We start from the raw sequence: 18,583 nt of genomic DNA, 5'->3' as shown, positions 1-18,583 counted from the left end.
TGTTTGCCATTGCTGGGCATTCGCATTTGCGCCTCGTCCATAACAGCAGAATCTGCGTTCTAGTTCATGTACTGAAGTTTAAGAACTTCGACCAACCGACCGCTTCTTATTTAGGCAATGCGTTCTTGTCCAAGTTTTTCAGTGCCATCTTTAAAATTTTACCTGTTCCCGATTTCGGAATTTCTTCGATAAAACTCACATAATCCGGCACTTTGTATTCGGCAAGTTTTACTTTGCAGTAGTCCCGAATATCTTCTTCTGTAAGCTCGGAATCTTTCGATACGACATATGCAACCGTTTTTTCACCAAAAACCGGGTCCGGCCTGCCGATGACAGAACATTCGACAATAGCAGGATGCTGGTACAGCATTTCCTCTATTTCCCTTGGGTAAATATTAAATCCACCGCGAATGATAATGTCCTTTTTACGGTCTACGATAAAGTGATAGCCTTCTTCATCGCGGTACGCCATATCCCCTGTATACAACCAGCCGTCCCTGATTGTATTTGCAGTCTCGTCAGGTTTTTTGTAGTAGCCTTTCATCATGTTCGGCCCTCTAAATAAGATTTCGCCTACTTCATGATCGGCCACTTCATTGCCTTCCGGATCGACCAGCTTTAAATCGATACCCGGTAACGGCATACCGACAGAATTGACTTTCTTCGGTAAGCTGCGGTGTGTTGTCAACAGCATGACCGTACTTTCCGTTAACCCGTACCCTTCTGAAATACTGACACCGAACGATTCATTCGTCTTATGCAATAGCTCTGCCGGTAAGCTTGCACCACCTGAACCGGCTGTGCGTAATTTCGAGAAATCCAGCTGTTCGACTAAATGTGGAACTTGGGCAAAAAAGGCATACATTGTCGGTACACCTAAAAATATTGTAATTTCATGTTCGGCAATCGCCTTTAATGTTTCAACGGGATGGAACCGTTCCTCTAAATAAATTGCACAACCATGAGCAATCGGTGCAAGGAAGCCCTGAAGTTTTGCATAAGCATGGAACAATGGTAATACACATAGTACACGGTCACTCGGAACTAACTGATTGTAGACGGCTGCTGTTATGGCCATCCAGTTTAAATTTCCGTGTGTAATCATGGCGCCTTTCGGATTACCGGTCGTTCCGGAAGTATAAATAATTTGTGCGACGTCAGATTCATGGAGGGGTACAATTTCTGAAATGGAAGCGGATGTGTCCAGTTGATGCCAAGATAAAAATTGTTCATCAGCCGTATCACTGTAATTAATAATTGCTTTGACCGATTTCAATTGAGCCATTGCGTTTTCGATAACCGGTCTACACACATCTTCAATTATTAATAATTCAACTTCAGAATCGTTAAGGATATACGTAACTTCCTGCTCTTTGAATGTCGGGTTAATCGGAACGACCGTACCTCCATTCGCTAAAATAGCAAAATACGTAATAATATATTCCGGGCGATTCGTCATCATTAATGCTATATTTGTACCTTTTGTGACACCTTGTTCTTTTAAACCTGCGGCGACTTTGTAAACCTTATCTTGCAATTCTTTATAAGTAAGCTGAGCCCCTTTGAAGTGGATGACAGGTTGATCTGGTAAACGAGACGTTGTTGAAGTAAGCAATTCAACAATATTCATAATGTAACCTCCTACTTTCAAATTATCGATCAAAGGAAAGGAGGATTCCCCCTCTCCTCAAGAGCGCTTCCTTTAAATTAAATACTTACTTTTGAACTGATTACTTCTTTAGAAACGTTTACAATGATGTCATCCGGAATACGGAAACTTAAAGACGACGGATCGTTTTGTACAGCAGGCACAAGTTGCGGAATATCCGCCGCATCAATATTAAACTCGTCAAAGCTTGGCGGCAGATTTACTGCATTTCTTAAATCGACAATTACATTGATGCACTCATCCAGTGTTTCTTGCGGATTCTCAGCATTCGGGATGACCCCTAATGCTGAAGCAAATGCATTCACTTTCGGTAAATACATGTTCGGCATGTTTTTCATTACACTCGGCATGAGAACGGCATTTGCCAAACCATGGGGAATTCCGTATTTCGCACCATACGTATGGGCGATATTGTGGATTGGTATATTGGCCATCGCCGCCTGGAAGCTTGTGATTGCCATCGCACTTGCCTGAAGCATATTGGCACGGGCTGCAACATTCTTTCCATCATGCACTGCTGTAGTTAAATTTTTGATGATGATTTTTGCAGCATGCAGCGCAAAAGCATCGGAAAAATTCGTGGCCTTTGTTGAGAAGAATCCTTCTACCGCATGTGTCAGTGCATCCATACCGGTAAATGCTGTTACTCGTGGCGGTAAACCGACCGTTAAATCAGGATCTAAAACCGCGATGTCGGAACTTAAATACGGATTCATCAAGTTACATTTCAAGTTCAGCAATTCATTGAACACTACAGAAATACTGGAAATTTCTGCGCCTGTTCCGGCTGTTGTCGGAATCGAAATATGCGGAATACCGAATGGCTTAGCATCCGGCCATACTTCCAAAACATTCCCGGTTAAAGTATATTCGACTTGATTCACACCATTATAAAGAGCCCATTTAATTGTTTTGGCAGTATCTAAAACACTGCCTCCGCCAATCGCAATGATGGAGTCGCCATTGCATTCTTTAAAATATTTCAAGCCTCTATTAATATTGCTTGATTTCGCATCTTGCTGAATATCATCAAACACACCCGCAAGCTTTATGCCGGGTACCATGTCAAATAAGCTTTTGATTTTTTGCGTTAATCCAGCATCCGTTAGTCCTTTATCCGAAAAAAGAACAGGGCGCTTTCCGCCTAAACCTTGAATTAAATCCGGCACTAAAATATGTGAACCTGCACCACTTCGGATTTCAGGGCGATGCGTGAACTCAAAATAGGAAGTCGTTTTCATCGTATCTCTCCATTCATTTTTCGATTAAAAGATTAAACCTAAAGCTGGGCGCTGCGCGTTTTCTGTTGTTAAGGACGTGCAAATATTTTTAAGCTCCGTGTAGTCATCAAACACTTGAGCTCCCTGCTCCCGACCTAAACCACTTTGCTTATAGCCGCCGAATGGAGCATCTGTACGGAAAATATGCCAATCATTGATCCAGACTGTACCCGCATTAATTTTTGTCGCAATTTCATTTGCTTTCGTCACATCACGACCCCAGACACCGCCTGATAACCCGTATTCCGTATCATTGGCGATGGCAATTGCCTCTTCTTCAGTTGAATATTTTAGCACGCATAATACTGGACCAAAGATTTCTTCTCTCGCAATCTTCATATCATTCGTTACATCTGCGAAGATCGTCGGCTCGATGAAATATCCGTTCTCCAGCCCTGGACCTGTTGCCCGCTTACCACCGCATACAAGTCTTGCTCCTTCATCAATGCCAGACTGAATATAATCGAGAATTTTATTCATCTGTGATTCAGAGATAACCGGCCCCATTCCCGTTGTCATATCAAGCGGCTGACCAAGTTTAATTTTCTTCGATGTTTCAACTAGTTGTTGCACGACGATATCATAAATCGATTCATGGACGATAAGGCGTGTACTCGCTTCACACACTTGTCCGGAATGGAAAAATACACCGAGCAGAATTCCCGGAATCGCCACTTCGAAATCTACATCGGGAAGTACGATTGCCGGCGCTTTTCCGCCAAGTTCAAGCGTCACTTTCTTTACCGTGCCTGCAGCTTGCGCCATAATCTTTCTGCCTACTTCTGTAGACCCCGTGAACGCCACTTTCGATACATCCGGATGCGTGACAAGGGCATCCCCCACTTCAGCCCCCGGACCAGTGATGACATTGATTACCCCTGGTGGAATACCAGCTTCAACTGCTAATTGTGCAAGCTTCAATGTACCTAATGGTGTATTTGATGCCGGCTTAATAATGATCGAGTTCCCCATCGCGATTGCCGGTGCGATTTTCCACATCGCTAAAACTAACGGGAAGTTAAATGGCGTGATCGCCGCTACTACACCGAGTGGTTCACGAACGAGCAGGCTTCGGTTCGGACCGAGCTGCTCATTAACAGGAAGCGCTGTTACAGCTTCATATTTCAACGATAAATCCGCTGTTTGAGTAAGAGAAAGAATTAACTGTCGGATATCCGCGCCACCTAATTTACGAAGTGTCGCACCTGTACTAATCCCCTCCAGGAAAATAATCTCCTGGGCATGCTCCCTGATTTTCCCTGCAAATTGAAGCATGATCTGTGCACGTTCCGCCTGTGTTTTTCCTGACCATACACCCGATTCAAATACTTCTTTCGCATTTTGAACCGCCTTGTTCACATCATCCTGATTCCCTTTTGAAACTTTCGCCACAACTTCTGATGTAGCCGGATTGATCACATCAAAAAATTCACCTGAAGCAGGTGGTGTCCATTCACCATTGATAAATTGCGGAAAGACCTTTACTTGTACGTCTGTCGTCATCTTTCATCCCCCTTTAAATAGCAAACTGTGTCTCTTTACAACGTCTGAATGATTATTTCCTATACTTCCTCTAAAGCAATATCCGTATTGTAGATTTCTTCCAATGTCTTTCCTTTTGCCCGTGAAAGAACTGTCAGACGTGCCTGCAATTGTTTCATTGCAAATTCCATCGACTTTCCTCGTTCGATACCAAGGCTTGTTACTTCTTCTTTTCTTTCCGTTAACATCATCGCAATCGGTAACAGCTCCTGCAGTCTTTGTTGCACGCGTTCAAACAGCTCAAGTTCAGGATTTTCACTGATCAGGCGCTGAATAAGGAATGTACCGAAACCAATATGACGTCCTTCATCACGCTTTACATTTCGAATTCCGGAAATAAACCCCGGGAACAGATTTGATTTTGAGAGTGCTTCATGGAAGAACCAGTATCCTGTTTCAGCCAAAACACCTTCCGCGAAAATATTGTAAGTAACCGCTGCATCGATCATCGCTTCCGGTGATTGATCATCAATCAATTTCCCCATTACTGCCGGCAATGTTTCATCAAATAGCTTCCGGTAGCCTGGTGAAAGTAAATGTGTCAAATCTTCCGTTACGCCGATTTCTTCCAGGAACAGACTGAAAAATTCAGCATGCTTCGCTTCTTCAAAAAGGAATGTTGTTAAATACGATTCCTCTTCGAACCACCCTTTTTTGGAAACCGCCATGATCATCGGTAAAATATCTTGTGTGACCGCTTCTTCACCGCCGATAAATTGAGCAAACTGTGTAAGTACTTCTAATTGTTGCTCATCACTTAATTTCTTCCAGTCTTCTTTATCCTGTGTAAAATCGATATCTACCGGATTCCAGATTCCGAATTTTTTTGCTTTCTGGTACAAGTTATAAGGTAGTGAATTTTTGTTGATTTCCTGTTTCGTCGTTACATATTCTCTCATTGCTAGTTCCCCCTTAATTTTTGTTCGCTTCATCCATAACTGCTTGAGTATGAAAGAGATTCTCCTGTAAAATTGCAGTCAACATCACAAATTTTACGTAACAAAACATCTCTCTAGAACAAACGTAAAAGTAATTATTTTTTCACTTCAAAAAATGCTTTCACTTTTACTTCCCCATCTTCATTGACCGCTTCCGCCTCACAAATCCAGCAAGCTTCATTTTCATTAACAATCCGGCCTTGAACCGAAATTTTTTCTCCCGGCCTTGTCATTGCTTTGAATCTCGTTGTGAATTTCTTTAAATCCTTCACTTCAAACCATTGTCCAATTGCCTGTCCGACAAAACCCATTACCAGCATGCCATGTGCAATGACCCCGCCTAAACCTGCTGCTTCCGCAAAAGGGACAACGGTATGGATCGGGTTGAAATCTCCGGATGCACCCGCATATCGAACGAGTTGTGTATGCGTGATTCCATCCTTCTGTAAAGGTTCCAGTGTCTGGCCAACTTCCATAAAATGACCCCCTAATGCCTTTCGATAATCGTGGATCGACTGATTAAAATCGTTTCACCTTGTTTGTCCATGTAGTCCTTGCGTATTACAAAGAAGTTCATCGCCGCTTTTGTATACGCTTTTTCAATCACACCATGCACGGTAATTTCCTCATCGGGAACGATTTCCCTGAAATATTCATACTCCTGCTCACCATGGAGAACTTTTTTCATATTTAGATTCAATAAATCGGACGAGGAGGCACCCCCACCCCAGAAGTCGATCACTGTTGGGAATGTCGGTGGTACTGCTTCTCCGTTCAAATACTCCTCTTTTAAATCGCCAATCGCTTGTGCCAATTCTCTGATTTTTCCTTTTTCAACTCGAAAGGTGTAGGATTCTAATTTCAGACCAACTTTTTCCTTAAGCCCTGTACTCAAAAAAATCACCTCCTTCAACTTCATTTATCGATATTTTCTGATAATTTAACTTGTACTACTTCATTGTTGCTGACAGTGTTTTCTTCATATAGTCTTTATGAATTTGAGCAGCAATGATGTTTTTTTGAATTTCGGATGTACCTTCATATATTTTTGTAATCCGTGCATCCCGGTAGAATCTTTCAACAGGGAAATCTTTCATATAACCGAGACCACCATGGATTTGAACCGCTTTATCCGCAATGCGATTATAAATTTCCGAACCTAGAAGCTTTGCCATCGCGGCCTCTTTCATGACATTCATCCCCTGGTCCACCATCCATGCTACTCGGTACGTAAAGGATCTTAGTGTTTCGATATCCAAAGCCATTTCCGCCAAGTAATGCTGAATGATTTGCTGTTCAAAAATTGGTTTACCGAACTGTTCACGCTCATGCGCATATTTGACGGATAGCTCAAATAGCTTTTGCGACGAACCTAAGTTTCTCGCTGCGAGCCCTGCACGTCCATTTGCCAAAATGGTTAAAGCATTGACGTAACCTAATCCTTCTTCACCAAGCACATTTTCGACCGGGACTTCACAATCCTCAAAGAAAATTTCAGAAGAATGGGATCCGCGAAGTCCCATTTTTTCTTCTGTTTTTCCGATGATTAAACCGGGAGCACTTTTATCTACGAGAAATGAAGTGATCCCCTTTGCACCTTTCGATGGATCGGTCGCAGCCATCACTGTAAAAACTCCTGCAATCGGGGCATTCGTAATATATTGCTTTGCACCATTCAGAATATATTTGTCCCCTTTACGAACGGCAGTTGTTTTTAGCGCCGCCGCATGGGAACCGGCAGTCGTTTCGGTTAAAGCAAACGCACCAATGATGTCACCTGAAGCCATGCGCGGTAAATATTTTCGCTTCTGCTCTTCTGTCCCCAATTCCACAATCCCGACAGACCCAATGCCGGTGTGGGCACCAATTACTGTCATATAACCATTCGATGTGCGCCCGATTTCTTCAAAGAGACTACATTTCCCGACCATATCAATACCCGTACCGCCATATTCAGCAGGGATGCTTAGACCGAATAACCCCATCTCTTTCGACATTTTCATAAGATGTTCTGGAATACGGTCTTCACGGTCAATCTGGTCTGCAAGTGGATCCACTACATTGTCTATAAAATCCCGGATCGATTTTTTCATCTCGATTAAATCGGGTGGCAGCTGAAAGTCCATATTTTTTTCTCCCTTCCATTTAGCAGTCCAGAAAATTACACTAACGGAGCATACGGAAAGACTTGGGCACTACCTTCAAGCGGTGTAAAACTTGATTGAAGCGATCCTTTAATTGCACTTAAGCTATCAACAGACCAGCCTTTTGCATTGAATACCGAGCGAATCGGGCGCGGCTGAGAAAATACCATAATTTCTTTTCCTCGCACACCAAATATTTGACCCGAAATATCGGCAGCTTCATCCGATGCCAAAAAAGCAACTAATGGCGCAATATGAGCCGGTGAAAGCTGTTTCAGTCTTTCCACGCGCTCTTTTTCATCTTCTGTCTCTGCAGGAATTGTCCCGATTAATCGACTCCATGCAAATGGGGCAATCGCATTCGATGTGACATTATATCTGGCCATATCCAGTGCCGTGCTTTTACTTAACCCGACAATTCCTAATTTGGCCGCAGAATAATTGGCTTGCCCCACATTCCCGATTAACCCTGAAGTGGAAGTGAAATGAATGAAGCGTCCACTTTTTTGCTCCTTAAAGATCGTTGATGCTGCCCGCGTCATATTGAAGGAACCTTTTAGATGAACCGCAATCACGGCATCCCATTCTTCCTCGCTCATTTTAAATAGCATACGGTCACGTAAAATACCTGCATTATTCACGACGATATCCAAGCGTCCGAATCTTGATAGTGCTGTGTCTACAATATTGGAAGCAGAGTCATAGTCTGCAACGGAATCATAGTTGGCTACAGCTTCTCCGCCAAGTTCCTGTATTTCCTGTACTACTTCATCTGCAATTTTTGTATCATTCCCCAGCCCGTCAGATCCTCCACCCAAATCATTGACAACAACTTTTGCCCCTTCTTTTGCTAAAAGTAAGGCAATATCTCGTCCGATGCCTCGACCGGAACCTGTAACGATTGCAACTTTATCTTTTAAATTCGACATCGTTAACACCCTTTCTTATTTGGCTGATTTTCTCTTTATACGAATTGTTTGTATTGTTCAGTTAGAGCTGCCCGGAACTTCGGATGCGCAATGGCAATTAAGCTTTCCGCCCGTTCTCTTAAAGACTTTCCGAACAGTTTGGCAACACCATACTCTGTGACAACATAGTCGATTTCAGACTTCAATGATGTCACGTATTTTGTATGAACCTTTATCCGGGATTCCGTACCATTTTTCGCCGTGGATGGCAGGGCAATAATCGCTCTTCCACCAGGGGAAAGTTTGGAACCGTGAATGAAATCCATTTGACCGCCAACTCCCCCAACAACATAGGAATCCTCGACTTGCTCGGCATTGATTTGTCCTGACAGACTTATTTCCAGCGCCGAGTTAATTGAATAGAAATCGCTTATTTTCGAAATTACTGCCGCATTATGTGTGTAACTGACCGGATACAGTTCTACGCTTTCATTGTGATGACAGAACTCATATAAAGCGTTTGTTCCGGTAAGTGTTGTGCATACGGTTTTATGACGATTGATTTCTTTACGTTCGTTTGTAATGACACCTAGATTGATGAGCTCCATAATATCATCAGAAATCGAACCAGAATGCACTCCCAACCCAACTTTTGACCGAAGTGACCGGACAATACTGCCAGCAAGTTTGCCGACCCCGACTTGTATCGTCGCATAATCGGGAACCAGCGCAGCTACGTAATTGCCGATCGCTATATCTTCGTTGGCCGGTGGACTGTTTGGAATCGTAAGTAACGGACGGTCAGACGGAACAAAATAATCAATCTGCGATACATGCACCAGCGTTTCACCGGATGTACAAGGAAGATGGCTGTTTACTTCCGCAATGACAACCGTCGCTTCCTTTATCAAGGTCTGTACAACATCTACCGAAAGACCAAGATTACAAAAACCTTCTGCATTTGGCTCGGAAACCTGGATTAGCGCAACATCAATTTTCTCTTCTTTAATCCACCTTGGAATGTCTGAGAAATTCATCGGAATGTAATCACAATGATTATTTTGGTGTGCTTTTTTCAATAAGGATGAATTTAAAAATGTTCGGATTGTAAAGTGTGGTTGACATGATAGATCCGCATATTTGCACGGACTACCTAAAACGATGGTATATAATAAAATCTCTTGTAAACGCGCCCTTTGACGAATTAATTCTTCAACAAGTTCTTGAGGTTCATTACACATCGGTGCCAAAAATATTGTTTGAGAGGATTCAATAAGCTGGATTGCTCTTTTTGCAGTGGTACATTTTTTCGTATAATGGTATTTCCAATCGGTTTTTTTCATTTGATCAGCTCCGGTACGTATTACAATTGCATGTTTTCAACAATTGTCGTAATACCAAGTCCGCCGCCGATACAGAATGTAACTAAACCGTATTTTTCTCCGCGCCTTTCCATTTCATGAAGCAGCTTTGTCATTAATACACCGCCTGTGCCGCCTATTGGATGACCTAGTGCGATTGCCCCGCCATTGACATTGACACGGTTTATGTCCATGCCAAGTTCTTTAATGACGGCTAAAGATTGCGCTGCAAAGGCTTCATTCAATTCAATCAACCCGATTTGATCGAGTGTTAAATTCGCCATTTTCAATGCTTTTCGAGTTGCAGGTGCAGGGCCGATTCCCATAATTTCAGGCGAAACCCCCGCTACAGCCTGTGCAATAATTTTTGCTTTCGGCTTTTTATCATACTGTGCAGCCGCTTCTTCCGACATCAGCATGATCACACCTGCCCCATCATTACGGCCACTTGTGTTACCGGCCGTTACTGTGCCGTTTTCTTTAAAAACAGGTTTTAACTGGGACAATTTTTCAAATGTTGTTTCCCTCGGATGCTCATCTACTTTAAATTCAACCGATCCCTTTTTCGTCTTCACTTCAAATGGGACAATCTGATCCGCGAACAGTCCCGATTCGATCGCTCTTTTCGCATTTTCCTGGCTTCTTAAGGCGAACTCATCTTGTTCGCTTCGGGAAATCGAATATTTCACAGCCAAGTTCTCGGCAGTCATCCCCATCGTTAAGGCGCCATATGTTTCAATCGGTTGAGCACGAGGCTGACTTTCCGTATTGGAATCAAGAATTTCGCCGTTTCCTGCCCCGTACCCATAGCGAACATTCCGCAAATAGTACGGCGCAGTGCTCATGCTTTCAGCGCCACCAGCGATAATAATATCGGACAGTCCACACATTATTTGCTGGGCACCGCTATTCATCGCCTGCAGACCTGATCCGCACTGCCGGTGAACGGTATAACCTGTAATTTCAATAGGAAAGCCTGCACGTAATAGGGCTAAGCGTGCCAGATTGGGTGAGTCTGTACTTTGCTTCGCTTGTCCAATAATGACTTCATCGACTTTACTTTTGTCGATTCCGGTACGAACTGTAATTTCGTCCAACACTTTTGCCGCGAGATAATCTACTTCCACATCTTTCAATGTCTCGCCCATGCGACCGACCGCTGTACGTACAGAGTCTATTATTACGGCATTTTTCATTTCATCCCACCTCATAAAATCATAGTACGAATCATGTGCTTAAACTTGATGAAGTTGTTTCGGATTAATTACAGTCCTAGATTTTTGGCAATAATGACCTTCATAATTTCGTTGGAACCGGCGAAAATTGGTGTAACCGCAATATCACGGAATCGTCTCGCAATCTTGTATTCTTCCATGTATCCGTAGCCGCCATGTAATTGCATGCACTCTACGGAAATTTTCCGGGCCATATCCGTTATCCACCATTTGGCCATTGATACTTCTGTCACGATATCCTGACCTTCCATGTGTCGGATGATTAAATCATCCACAAATGTTTGGCCGATTTGTACTTGTGTTGCAATTTCAGCCAGTGTAAATTGTGTATTTTGGAATTTACCAATCGGTTTGCCAAACGCCTCACGCTCTTTAACATATTGCAGCGTCAAGTCGAGCATATCTTTTGCTGCAGTAATCGCCCCTACTGCTGTCAGAAGACGCTCTTGCTGTAATTTTTGCATTAAATACAAGAATCCTTTTCCTTCTTCACCAAGAAGGTTTTCTGCCGGAACCCGTACGTTTTCAAAAATAAGCTCTGCTGTATCCTGGCTATGCATGCCAACCTTGTCTAATTTTCTGCCGCGCGAGAAACCTTCCATCCCTCTTTCAATAATTAATAAGCTTACTCCGTTATGTGCAGGTACCGCTTTTGGATCTGTTTTACAAGCGATGATGATGACATCGGAAAGTATTCCGTTCGTAATAAACGTTTTTTGACCGTTCACAATATAGTCGTCGCCATCCTTAACGGCCGTTGTCGTCATTTTTTGTAAGTCCGAACCCGCACCAGGCTCTGTCATGGCAATGGCTGAAATCCATTCACCGCTTACAAACTTCGGAAGATACTTCATCTTCTGTTCTTCTGTTCCAAAAGAAGTGATATATGGCGTTACGACATTACTGTGCAAACCAATGCCGCTTAAACCGCCACCGACTTTTGACAATTCTTCAGATAACACAATATCAAAAATAAAATCCAAGCCCATTCCGCCGTACTTTTCCTCGACGCTTGGACATAAGAACCCCTGACTCCCCAACTTTGTCCAAAGTTCACGCGGAACGATGCGATCATGCTCCCATTGTGTAAAATAAGGATCAATCTCTTTTTCCACAAATTTTCTTAGAGATTCACGGAACATAATATGATCATTATTAAAAAACGTACGGGTAGCTTTTCTAGTTTTCGCCAATGTTTTATTCATATATTTCACTCTCTCTTCGTTATATTTTTAACTTCTTACAATTGAAAGCGATTACATATCTTTTCGTAGTTTTATAAAATAGGATAGCGTTATTATTTAAATTCTCTCAATAATTGTTGCATTGGCCATGCCCATACCTTCACAAATTGCAAGCAAACCGTAGCGCTGGTTATTACGCTCCATGCGGTAAAGCATCGTCGTCAATAATTTTGTACCTGTTGCACCAAGTGGATGACCTAACGCAATTGCACCACCGTCGGGATTCAGTTTTTCCAAATCCGCGCCAAGCTCTTTTGCCCAAACAATCGGTACCGGGGCAAAAGCTTCATTCACTTCATACGTATCCATATCCGCTATCGTTAAGTTTGCTTTTTCCAGGACACGTTTTGTCGCTTCTATTGGACCTGTCAGCATCAGTGTCGGGTCAGATCCTACAACCGTACGTGCAATGATTTTCGCCATTGGTTTCACACTAAGTTCCTGCGCTTTTTCACTCGACATAATGAGTACAGCTGATGCACCATCACTCATTTGTGATGAAGTTCCTGCAGAAATCACTCCGTCTTCTTTAAACAGCTTTCTTAAACCTTCCAGAACTTCGACAGTCGTTCCCGGTCTTGGGCCCTCATCAGTAGCTACATTACCGATCGCTACAATCTCATCATCAAAATAACCGGATTCAATTGCTTGAATGGCCCGCTGCTGGCTCAGCACAGAATATTCATTAATCTCCTGCTCTGATAACTGCCATTGTTCAGCAATACGCTCAGCGGATAACCCTTGGTGAATCAGCTCATATTTTTTAATACGGTCACTTTTCCGCGTGCCCTCCATATTCGACCCCATCGGTACACGGCTCATGCTTTCGATCCCACCCGCGATTACAATATCCATATCACCTGCAATAATCGCTTGTGCCGCAAAATGCACTGCCTGTAAACTCGAGCCGCATTGCCGGTCAATCGTGACACCGGGCACTTCAATCGGAAAGCCTGCCATCAATGCAGCAATTCGTGCAATATTTCCGCCTTGCTCCAATGTTTGGGTAACACAGCCAAAAATAATGTCCTCCACGAGTTCCTTTTCGATTCCCGCACGCTTTACTACATCCTCCAGTACATCTGCAGCTAAATCATCTGCCCGTACTTCTGCCAACACACCATTTCTTCTGCCTACCGGTGTTCGTGTTGCAGCGACGATTACGGCTTCTCTCATTCACACATTCCCCCTTAAAATAAATTGGGTGTCGGCAAATCATTTAGATTGCCTCGTAAAACCTCTAAACCATTTCGCTTCCCCAAAAATCACTATATGTTGCTTGTACAAAAAGATTACAACCTATTAAGCAATTAATAATCTGTCTCTTAATTTATATAGATAATGGAGTGAAAATATTCTCAACGTATTAGTACTTTCAAATAGTAAAATCCGACCTTACTCCATAAATTGTTATTGTTTTAATAACAATTTTCAATTTCACTTAAAATTTCAGTATAAGTTAACATATCATTAAGGTGGATATTTAACAGGTTAAATATATGGTTTCATATGTAAACCGACCTTCTTATATGACAGTAATTTATTATGAATCAGATAGAGTTCCCTCCCTATTTCCTTTTAATTTGAAAAGTATTTTTTTCATCTAAATTTTTTATAAATATTTTTCAAATAATAATAAAAAGGCATCATCCATTTGAATTAATCAAATAAGATGATGCCTGTGAATATATATCTAATTTTATACAGTTTTAATTAATCATTTATACTTCCGTCTTTGGAATGGAAGCGCAATAAATCCCCATTTACGACTTTGTCGGAATAGTGAAGTTTTTCCTCTACCATCGCTTTTAATTTATCTGCTGTCTCTAGTTTTGATTCATCAAGCGCTTCGCCTGTTTTCGGATCGTAATATTTGCCGTCCAATGAATAAATCGTCGGGCTGACAAAATTACCGTTTCTGAACGGAACGATTTCGCTATGTTCTTCGGAAAGAAGGTCTGTCCCAAAATGAATATTATTTTTCGTTTCTACACCAAGTAAATGCAGTACTGTCGGAAGAAGGTCAATTTGGCCGCCATAAGTATGGTTTATGCCACCTTCCATACCTGGTACATGAATAAACAACGGTACACGCTGTAAATCAGCATTCACAACAGGTGTAACTTCTTCACCAATAATTTGTTCCATCGCTTTATTGTGGTTATCGGAAATACCGTAATGGTCACCGTACATCACAATCATTGTATTCTCATAAAGACCGGATTCTTTTAAATACGTAAAGAACTCTTCAATCGCTTCATCGGCGTATCGAGCTGTCTGGAAATAATTATCGACACTTGTATCGCCAGTTGTCGCCTTACCGATCGTCGTTAAATCCTGGTCGATCTTGTACGGGAAGTGATGGGCAACCGTAATGAATTTTGTATAGAACGGCTCTGGCAATGTTTCAAGCAAGCTTTCCGATTGCTCGAAGAATGGCTTATCCATTAAACCGTACTCTGCCATGTTTTTAGAATCGGTTGTATCATAAGAACCTTCATCAAAAAACTCGTCATAGCCAAATTGGTTGTAAATAATATTTCGGTTCCAGAAGCTGCCGTTATTTCCGTGGAACACGGCAGACGTATAGCCATAGTCTTTTAATAATGAAGGTGCGGCTTCAAACGTATTTTGACCTTTTGTAATAAAGGCAGAACCTTGTGGTAAACCGAACAATGAATTCTCTAGCATAAATTCAGCATCGGATGTTTTACCCTGTGCTGTTTGATGATAAAAGTTATCGAAATACATCGTGTTTTCGTTTTTAACTAATGAGTTTAAAAACGGTGTTACTTGTTCGCCATCCAGTTCATAATCGATTAAAAATGACTGCATAGATTCCAGATGCAAATAAATCACGTTCATATCTTTTGCCTTGCCGAAGTAATTCTCGTTTGGCTGAGCAGAAAATGAATTAGTATAGTTAATAATTTCCGCAATATCACTGCTGTCTGCCGAAGCACGTTCTGCAGATGCCTCATACGTTTTAACTGAATCATAGATTGTATAATTGTACATACCTAAGTATTTCACAATATAACTGCGGTCAAAGCCACGGCTCAATAAATCCGGGCGGTCCGCTTCCGCTAATTGCAAGTTGACAATAGATAATACAATTGCCGCCGCTATAACTGCTGCAGGCATTTTGAATCCGATTTTACCGGATTGGAAATTAATTTTCTTTGAAAAACGAATATAGATCAATACAAAAATATCTACAAAAAATAATAAATCAGTTGGTTTTAATAATGTTAATACACTGCCGCCCAAATCCCCAAAGTTTTGTGTTTGGGAAACTGTTGGAAGCGTAATAAAATCGCTGAAGAAACGATAATATACAGCATTTGCAAATAATAGAAATGTCATCAAAGTATAGATGATGATCAATGCAGTCAGCTTTCTTTTTCCTTTAAACAGGAAAGCAACTGCTAAAAATAGTACCGCAGAACCTAATGGGTTAATTAATAAAAGAAACTGCTGGAGTGGTCCTTCTACGCCCAACTTAAACTGCGTTACTTGTGTAATGTAGGTTTTCGCCCAAAGCATTAAAACAGCAAGAACGAAAATCCCGAGAAAATTGTTTACTAAGCTTTTATTTTTTACTAAGTTTTTCACCTTGTAATCACTCTTTCTATTCATGACGTTTTCCTTTTTTTATTTAGAAAAACAAGAATCAATATATCAAAAAAACATTAACCTATGCAACTATTATGTAACGAATTTCCATAGCAATTGTTGCCAAGGACTGTTGATATTGAACGAAAACAGTGAAAAAATGGAGGTTTGCGTAAGCAAATTTCTCCATTTTGTATAAGTCTAGCTATTCATGCTTTAGTTTACTAATCTTTATTTAGGAAAAACTTTTTTAAAGCGGTCACACACTGTTAGCATTTGTTCGGTAAATTCCAGGCCTTGTTTAGAAAGTTCTTTACTAAAAAATGCAATATGCGCTTCCTTCCACTGCTCATAAGTACCTTCTCCTTCTGCAAGTGCAAAATCTATTGGCACTTCATTGAACGGGTAAATATCAATAGAATAGGACTGGATAATCGCAACTGGTACATCGAGACTATTTAATACAATTTGGTAATCCCCGACTTCCGGTAAATTTTCTCCTTCGAGTTCATATAACGGATAGCTTGAACAAGTTGCTGTTTTAGTACCGTCTACAACAAGTCCTGCAAGCCAATCCGCCTTTTCACCGAATTGAAACGCTTCCTTATAACGAATATTTTTCATACCTTCAGAAACACAAAAATACCGCCAATATGCTTCGATTTGATTCATTTGCCTAACTCCTTTTGTTTCATCTGTGCCCATTCAAATGGACCTTCATGAACGGTTAGTTGCTGATTTTCCAACCATGCCGTTCTCGTAAATAATTTTTGCAGAAAATAGCGGTCATGGCTTATCGCAAGAATGGTTCCTTCAAAATTCTCCAATGCTTCTTCAAGCGCTTCCCTCGACTCAATATCAAGATGATTCGTCGGCTCATCCAATACAAGTACATTGCATTTTTGGACCATTAATTGAGCCAGTCGAAGCCGCATTTTTTCCCCGCCGCTTAGTTGGTCCACACTTTTAAAAACATCATGACCGTAAAATAAAAATTTGGCGAGCACATGCCGCGCATCGTATTCCGTTAACGATGCCTGCTCCCGGAATGCATCAAGAAGACGCTGCTTGCCGTTAAATTGGTCAAACTGCTGTGCAAGATAACCGATTTTTAAATTGCTGCCCTGTTTAGCATCGCCATCAACCGGTGTCAGTTCCCCTAATAGAATTTTTAATAACGTCGATTTTCCTGTTCCGTTATTCCCGACAATCGCGATCCGATCTTGAAACTGTACCGATAACTGAACATCCATAAATAAAAAGTCCTGTTCAAATCCATGGGAAATGTTTTTCAGCATAAATACTTCTTTACCTGTCCGGTCTTGCGTCTTGAGCTGCAAATTCATCTGACGCTCGGTTTTCGGTTTTTTGACAATTTCCATTCGAGCCAGCATCTTTTCCATTACTTTCGCTTTGCGGTATAGATCGGGATTCGGAGGAGATGCTTCATTCGCCCACTGCCGTAATCGGCGAATCGCCTCTTTCATCTTCTGAATCTTTTTTTGCTGCTCTTCATATGCCGCAAACTGCTGGGCTATTTTTGCCTCTTTATTTTTAATGTACTGATCATAGTTCCCCTTGCTCTTCCAGATCTGACCGTCTTTAATTTCAGCCACATACTGAACCGTTTTATTTAAAAACATCCTGTCATGAGAAATCACAACAACGGTACCTTTAAAGTATTGCAAGTAGTCTTCCAGCCATTGTGTTGCAGCAAGATCCAAATGATTTGTTGGTTCATCCAGCAGCAGAATATCCGGCTGCTGCAGTAAAATTTGTGCGAGCATTACTTTAGTTTTTTCCCCGCCGCTAAGCGCATGGAAAGATTGTTCCAATAGCTTTGTAATCTCAAGTCCATTGGCAATCGAAGCAATTTTCGCTTCAATTTCGTAGCCACCCTTTGCTAAATAGTGCTCCTGCAGCTCGCCGTATTGATTTAAAATTTTGTCGGATAACTCATTTGCCATCCTCGTTTCCAACTGAGTCAGCCGCTCTTTAATATCATGTAATTCAGCAAATGCTTTTGACAGTACATCAAAAACCGATAAATCTGTATATTGAGGAATCTGATGCAAATAGCCGACTGTTTGACCTTTCGCTTTTATGATCCGCCCTTCATCCGGCTGTTCAATACCTGCCAGCACTTTAAATAATGTCGTTTTCCCGCTGCCGTTACGACCGACGATCGCGATCCGTTCACCGGCACTCACTTCAAAAGAAAGTTCCTTAAAAATGGTGTTGCCACCGATAATTTTCGTTATGTTTTCTGCTTTCAACTGCATATTTCTACGCCTCCACTGGCATAGCTAAAAAAACAAAAAGACTGCTCATTAACAAGAGCAGCCTTTTCAGAAATGGTGAAAAGAATGAAGTTAATTAGCTACGCATTATTTTTAAATTGTCTAAAAAAGGACACACCTATCCCGTTAGACCCAAATTTAAAAGTAATGACACGTGCAAAATACATAGCTGTATCCACCTTTACACCTGTCGCGATCGCTAACTTCTTCATTCCATTCACCTCCGTCCATTTAAATTATTCTAATATTACCATATTTCAATTAATGTGTACATAAGGGAAATGCGTGTGTTTTTTGAGTGGTGTTCTGCTTTTCGCATTGTTCCCACTTTTGATACTCGATGCTCT

General features: G+C 41.6%; 16 protein-coding genes. All 16 read right to left on the bottom strand.

Annotation, left to right across the window (positions count from 1 at the left end; genetic code table 11):
* Positions 1-106: 106 nt before the first annotated feature.
* Entirely contained in the window at positions 107-1,630 is a 1,524-nt protein-coding gene (locus MKY51_RS06395; RefSeq protein ID WP_339175986.1) for a long-chain-fatty-acid--CoA ligase, read from the bottom strand.
* 77 nt (positions 1,631-1,707) lie between these two features.
* Positions 1,708-2,910, bottom strand: coding sequence for an iron-containing alcohol dehydrogenase (locus tag MKY51_RS06390; RefSeq protein WP_339175985.1), 1,203 nt, complete (start codon positions 2,908-2,910; stop codon positions 1,708-1,710).
* A 24-nt stretch (positions 2,911-2,934) separates the two neighbouring features.
* The gene (locus MKY51_RS06385; RefSeq protein WP_339175983.1) at positions 2,935-4,452 is read right to left on the bottom strand and encodes an aldehyde dehydrogenase family protein; all 1,518 of its coding nucleotides are present in this window, start codon (positions 4,450-4,452) and stop codon (positions 2,935-2,937) included.
* Positions 4,453-4,511: 59 nt separating this feature from the next.
* Positions 4,512-5,423, bottom strand: a complete 912-nt coding sequence (locus MKY51_RS06380) for a R2-like ligand-binding oxidase (RefSeq protein ID WP_339175982.1) — start codon at positions 5,421-5,423, stop codon at positions 4,512-4,514.
* Between the two features lie 101 nt (positions 5,424-5,524).
* The gene (locus MKY51_RS06375; protein WP_339175980.1) at positions 5,525-5,905 is read right to left on the bottom strand and encodes a MaoC/PaaZ C-terminal domain-containing protein; all 381 of its coding nucleotides are present in this window, start codon (positions 5,903-5,905) and stop codon (positions 5,525-5,527) included.
* Between the two features lie 11 nt (positions 5,906-5,916).
* Positions 5,917-6,333: a MaoC family dehydratase N-terminal domain-containing protein gene (locus MKY51_RS06370; RefSeq protein ID WP_339175978.1), complete on the bottom strand. Its 417-nt coding sequence runs from the start codon at positions 6,331-6,333 to the stop codon at positions 5,917-5,919.
* Between the two features lie 46 nt (positions 6,334-6,379).
* The gene (locus MKY51_RS06365) at positions 6,380-7,555 is read right to left on the bottom strand and encodes an acyl-CoA dehydrogenase family protein (protein ID WP_339175976.1); all 1,176 of its coding nucleotides are present in this window, start codon (positions 7,553-7,555) and stop codon (positions 6,380-6,382) included.
* Between the two features lie 35 nt (positions 7,556-7,590).
* The gene (locus tag MKY51_RS06360) at positions 7,591-8,502 is read right to left on the bottom strand and encodes an SDR family NAD(P)-dependent oxidoreductase (RefSeq protein ID WP_339175974.1); all 912 of its coding nucleotides are present in this window, start codon (positions 8,500-8,502) and stop codon (positions 7,591-7,593) included.
* Between the two features lie 35 nt (positions 8,503-8,537).
* Complete coding sequence (locus tag MKY51_RS06355; RefSeq protein WP_339175972.1) at positions 8,538-9,824, bottom strand: acetyl-CoA hydrolase/transferase C-terminal domain-containing protein; 1,287 nt, start codon at positions 9,822-9,824, stop codon at positions 8,538-8,540.
* Between the two features lie 20 nt (positions 9,825-9,844).
* Complete coding sequence (locus MKY51_RS06350) at positions 9,845-11,038, bottom strand: thiolase family protein (protein ID WP_339175971.1); 1,194 nt, start codon at positions 11,036-11,038, stop codon at positions 9,845-9,847.
* A gap of 68 nt (positions 11,039-11,106) precedes the next feature.
* A complete protein-coding gene (locus tag MKY51_RS06345) occupies positions 11,107-12,282 on the bottom strand; it encodes an acyl-CoA dehydrogenase family protein (protein WP_339175970.1) in 1,176 nt (391 codons plus the stop codon).
* A gap of 96 nt (positions 12,283-12,378) precedes the next feature.
* On the bottom strand, positions 12,379-13,497 hold the full coding sequence (locus MKY51_RS06340; protein WP_339175968.1) for a thiolase family protein: 1,119 nt from the start codon (positions 13,495-13,497) through the stop codon (positions 12,379-12,381).
* A 537-nt stretch (positions 13,498-14,034) separates the two neighbouring features.
* On the bottom strand, positions 14,035-15,936 hold the full coding sequence (locus MKY51_RS06335; protein WP_339175967.1) for an LTA synthase family protein: 1,902 nt from the start codon (positions 15,934-15,936) through the stop codon (positions 14,035-14,037).
* Positions 15,937-16,167: 231 nt separating this feature from the next.
* A complete protein-coding gene (locus MKY51_RS06330) occupies positions 16,168-16,608 on the bottom strand; it encodes an ASCH domain-containing protein (RefSeq protein WP_339175966.1) in 441 nt (146 codons plus the stop codon).
* Entirely contained in the window at positions 16,605-18,218 is a 1,614-nt protein-coding gene (gene abc-f / locus MKY51_RS06325) for an ABC-F type ribosomal protection protein (protein ID WP_339175965.1), read from the bottom strand. The genes MKY51_RS06330 and abc-f overlap by 4 nt, the downstream gene beginning before the upstream one ends.
* Positions 18,219-18,316: 98 nt before the next feature.
* Positions 18,317-18,448: an RAxF-45 family protein gene (locus MKY51_RS06320; protein ID WP_339175964.1), complete on the bottom strand. Its 132-nt coding sequence runs from the start codon at positions 18,446-18,448 to the stop codon at positions 18,317-18,319.
* Between the last annotated feature and the right edge of the window lie 135 nt (positions 18,449-18,583).

Source organism: Solibacillus sp. FSL R5-0691 (genome assembly GCF_037974225.1).
Taxonomy (GTDB): domain Bacteria; phylum Bacillota; class Bacilli; order Bacillales_A; family Planococcaceae; genus Solibacillus.
Note: the sequence above shows the minus strand (reverse complement) of the source record. Positions and strands in the feature narration are given on the sequence as shown.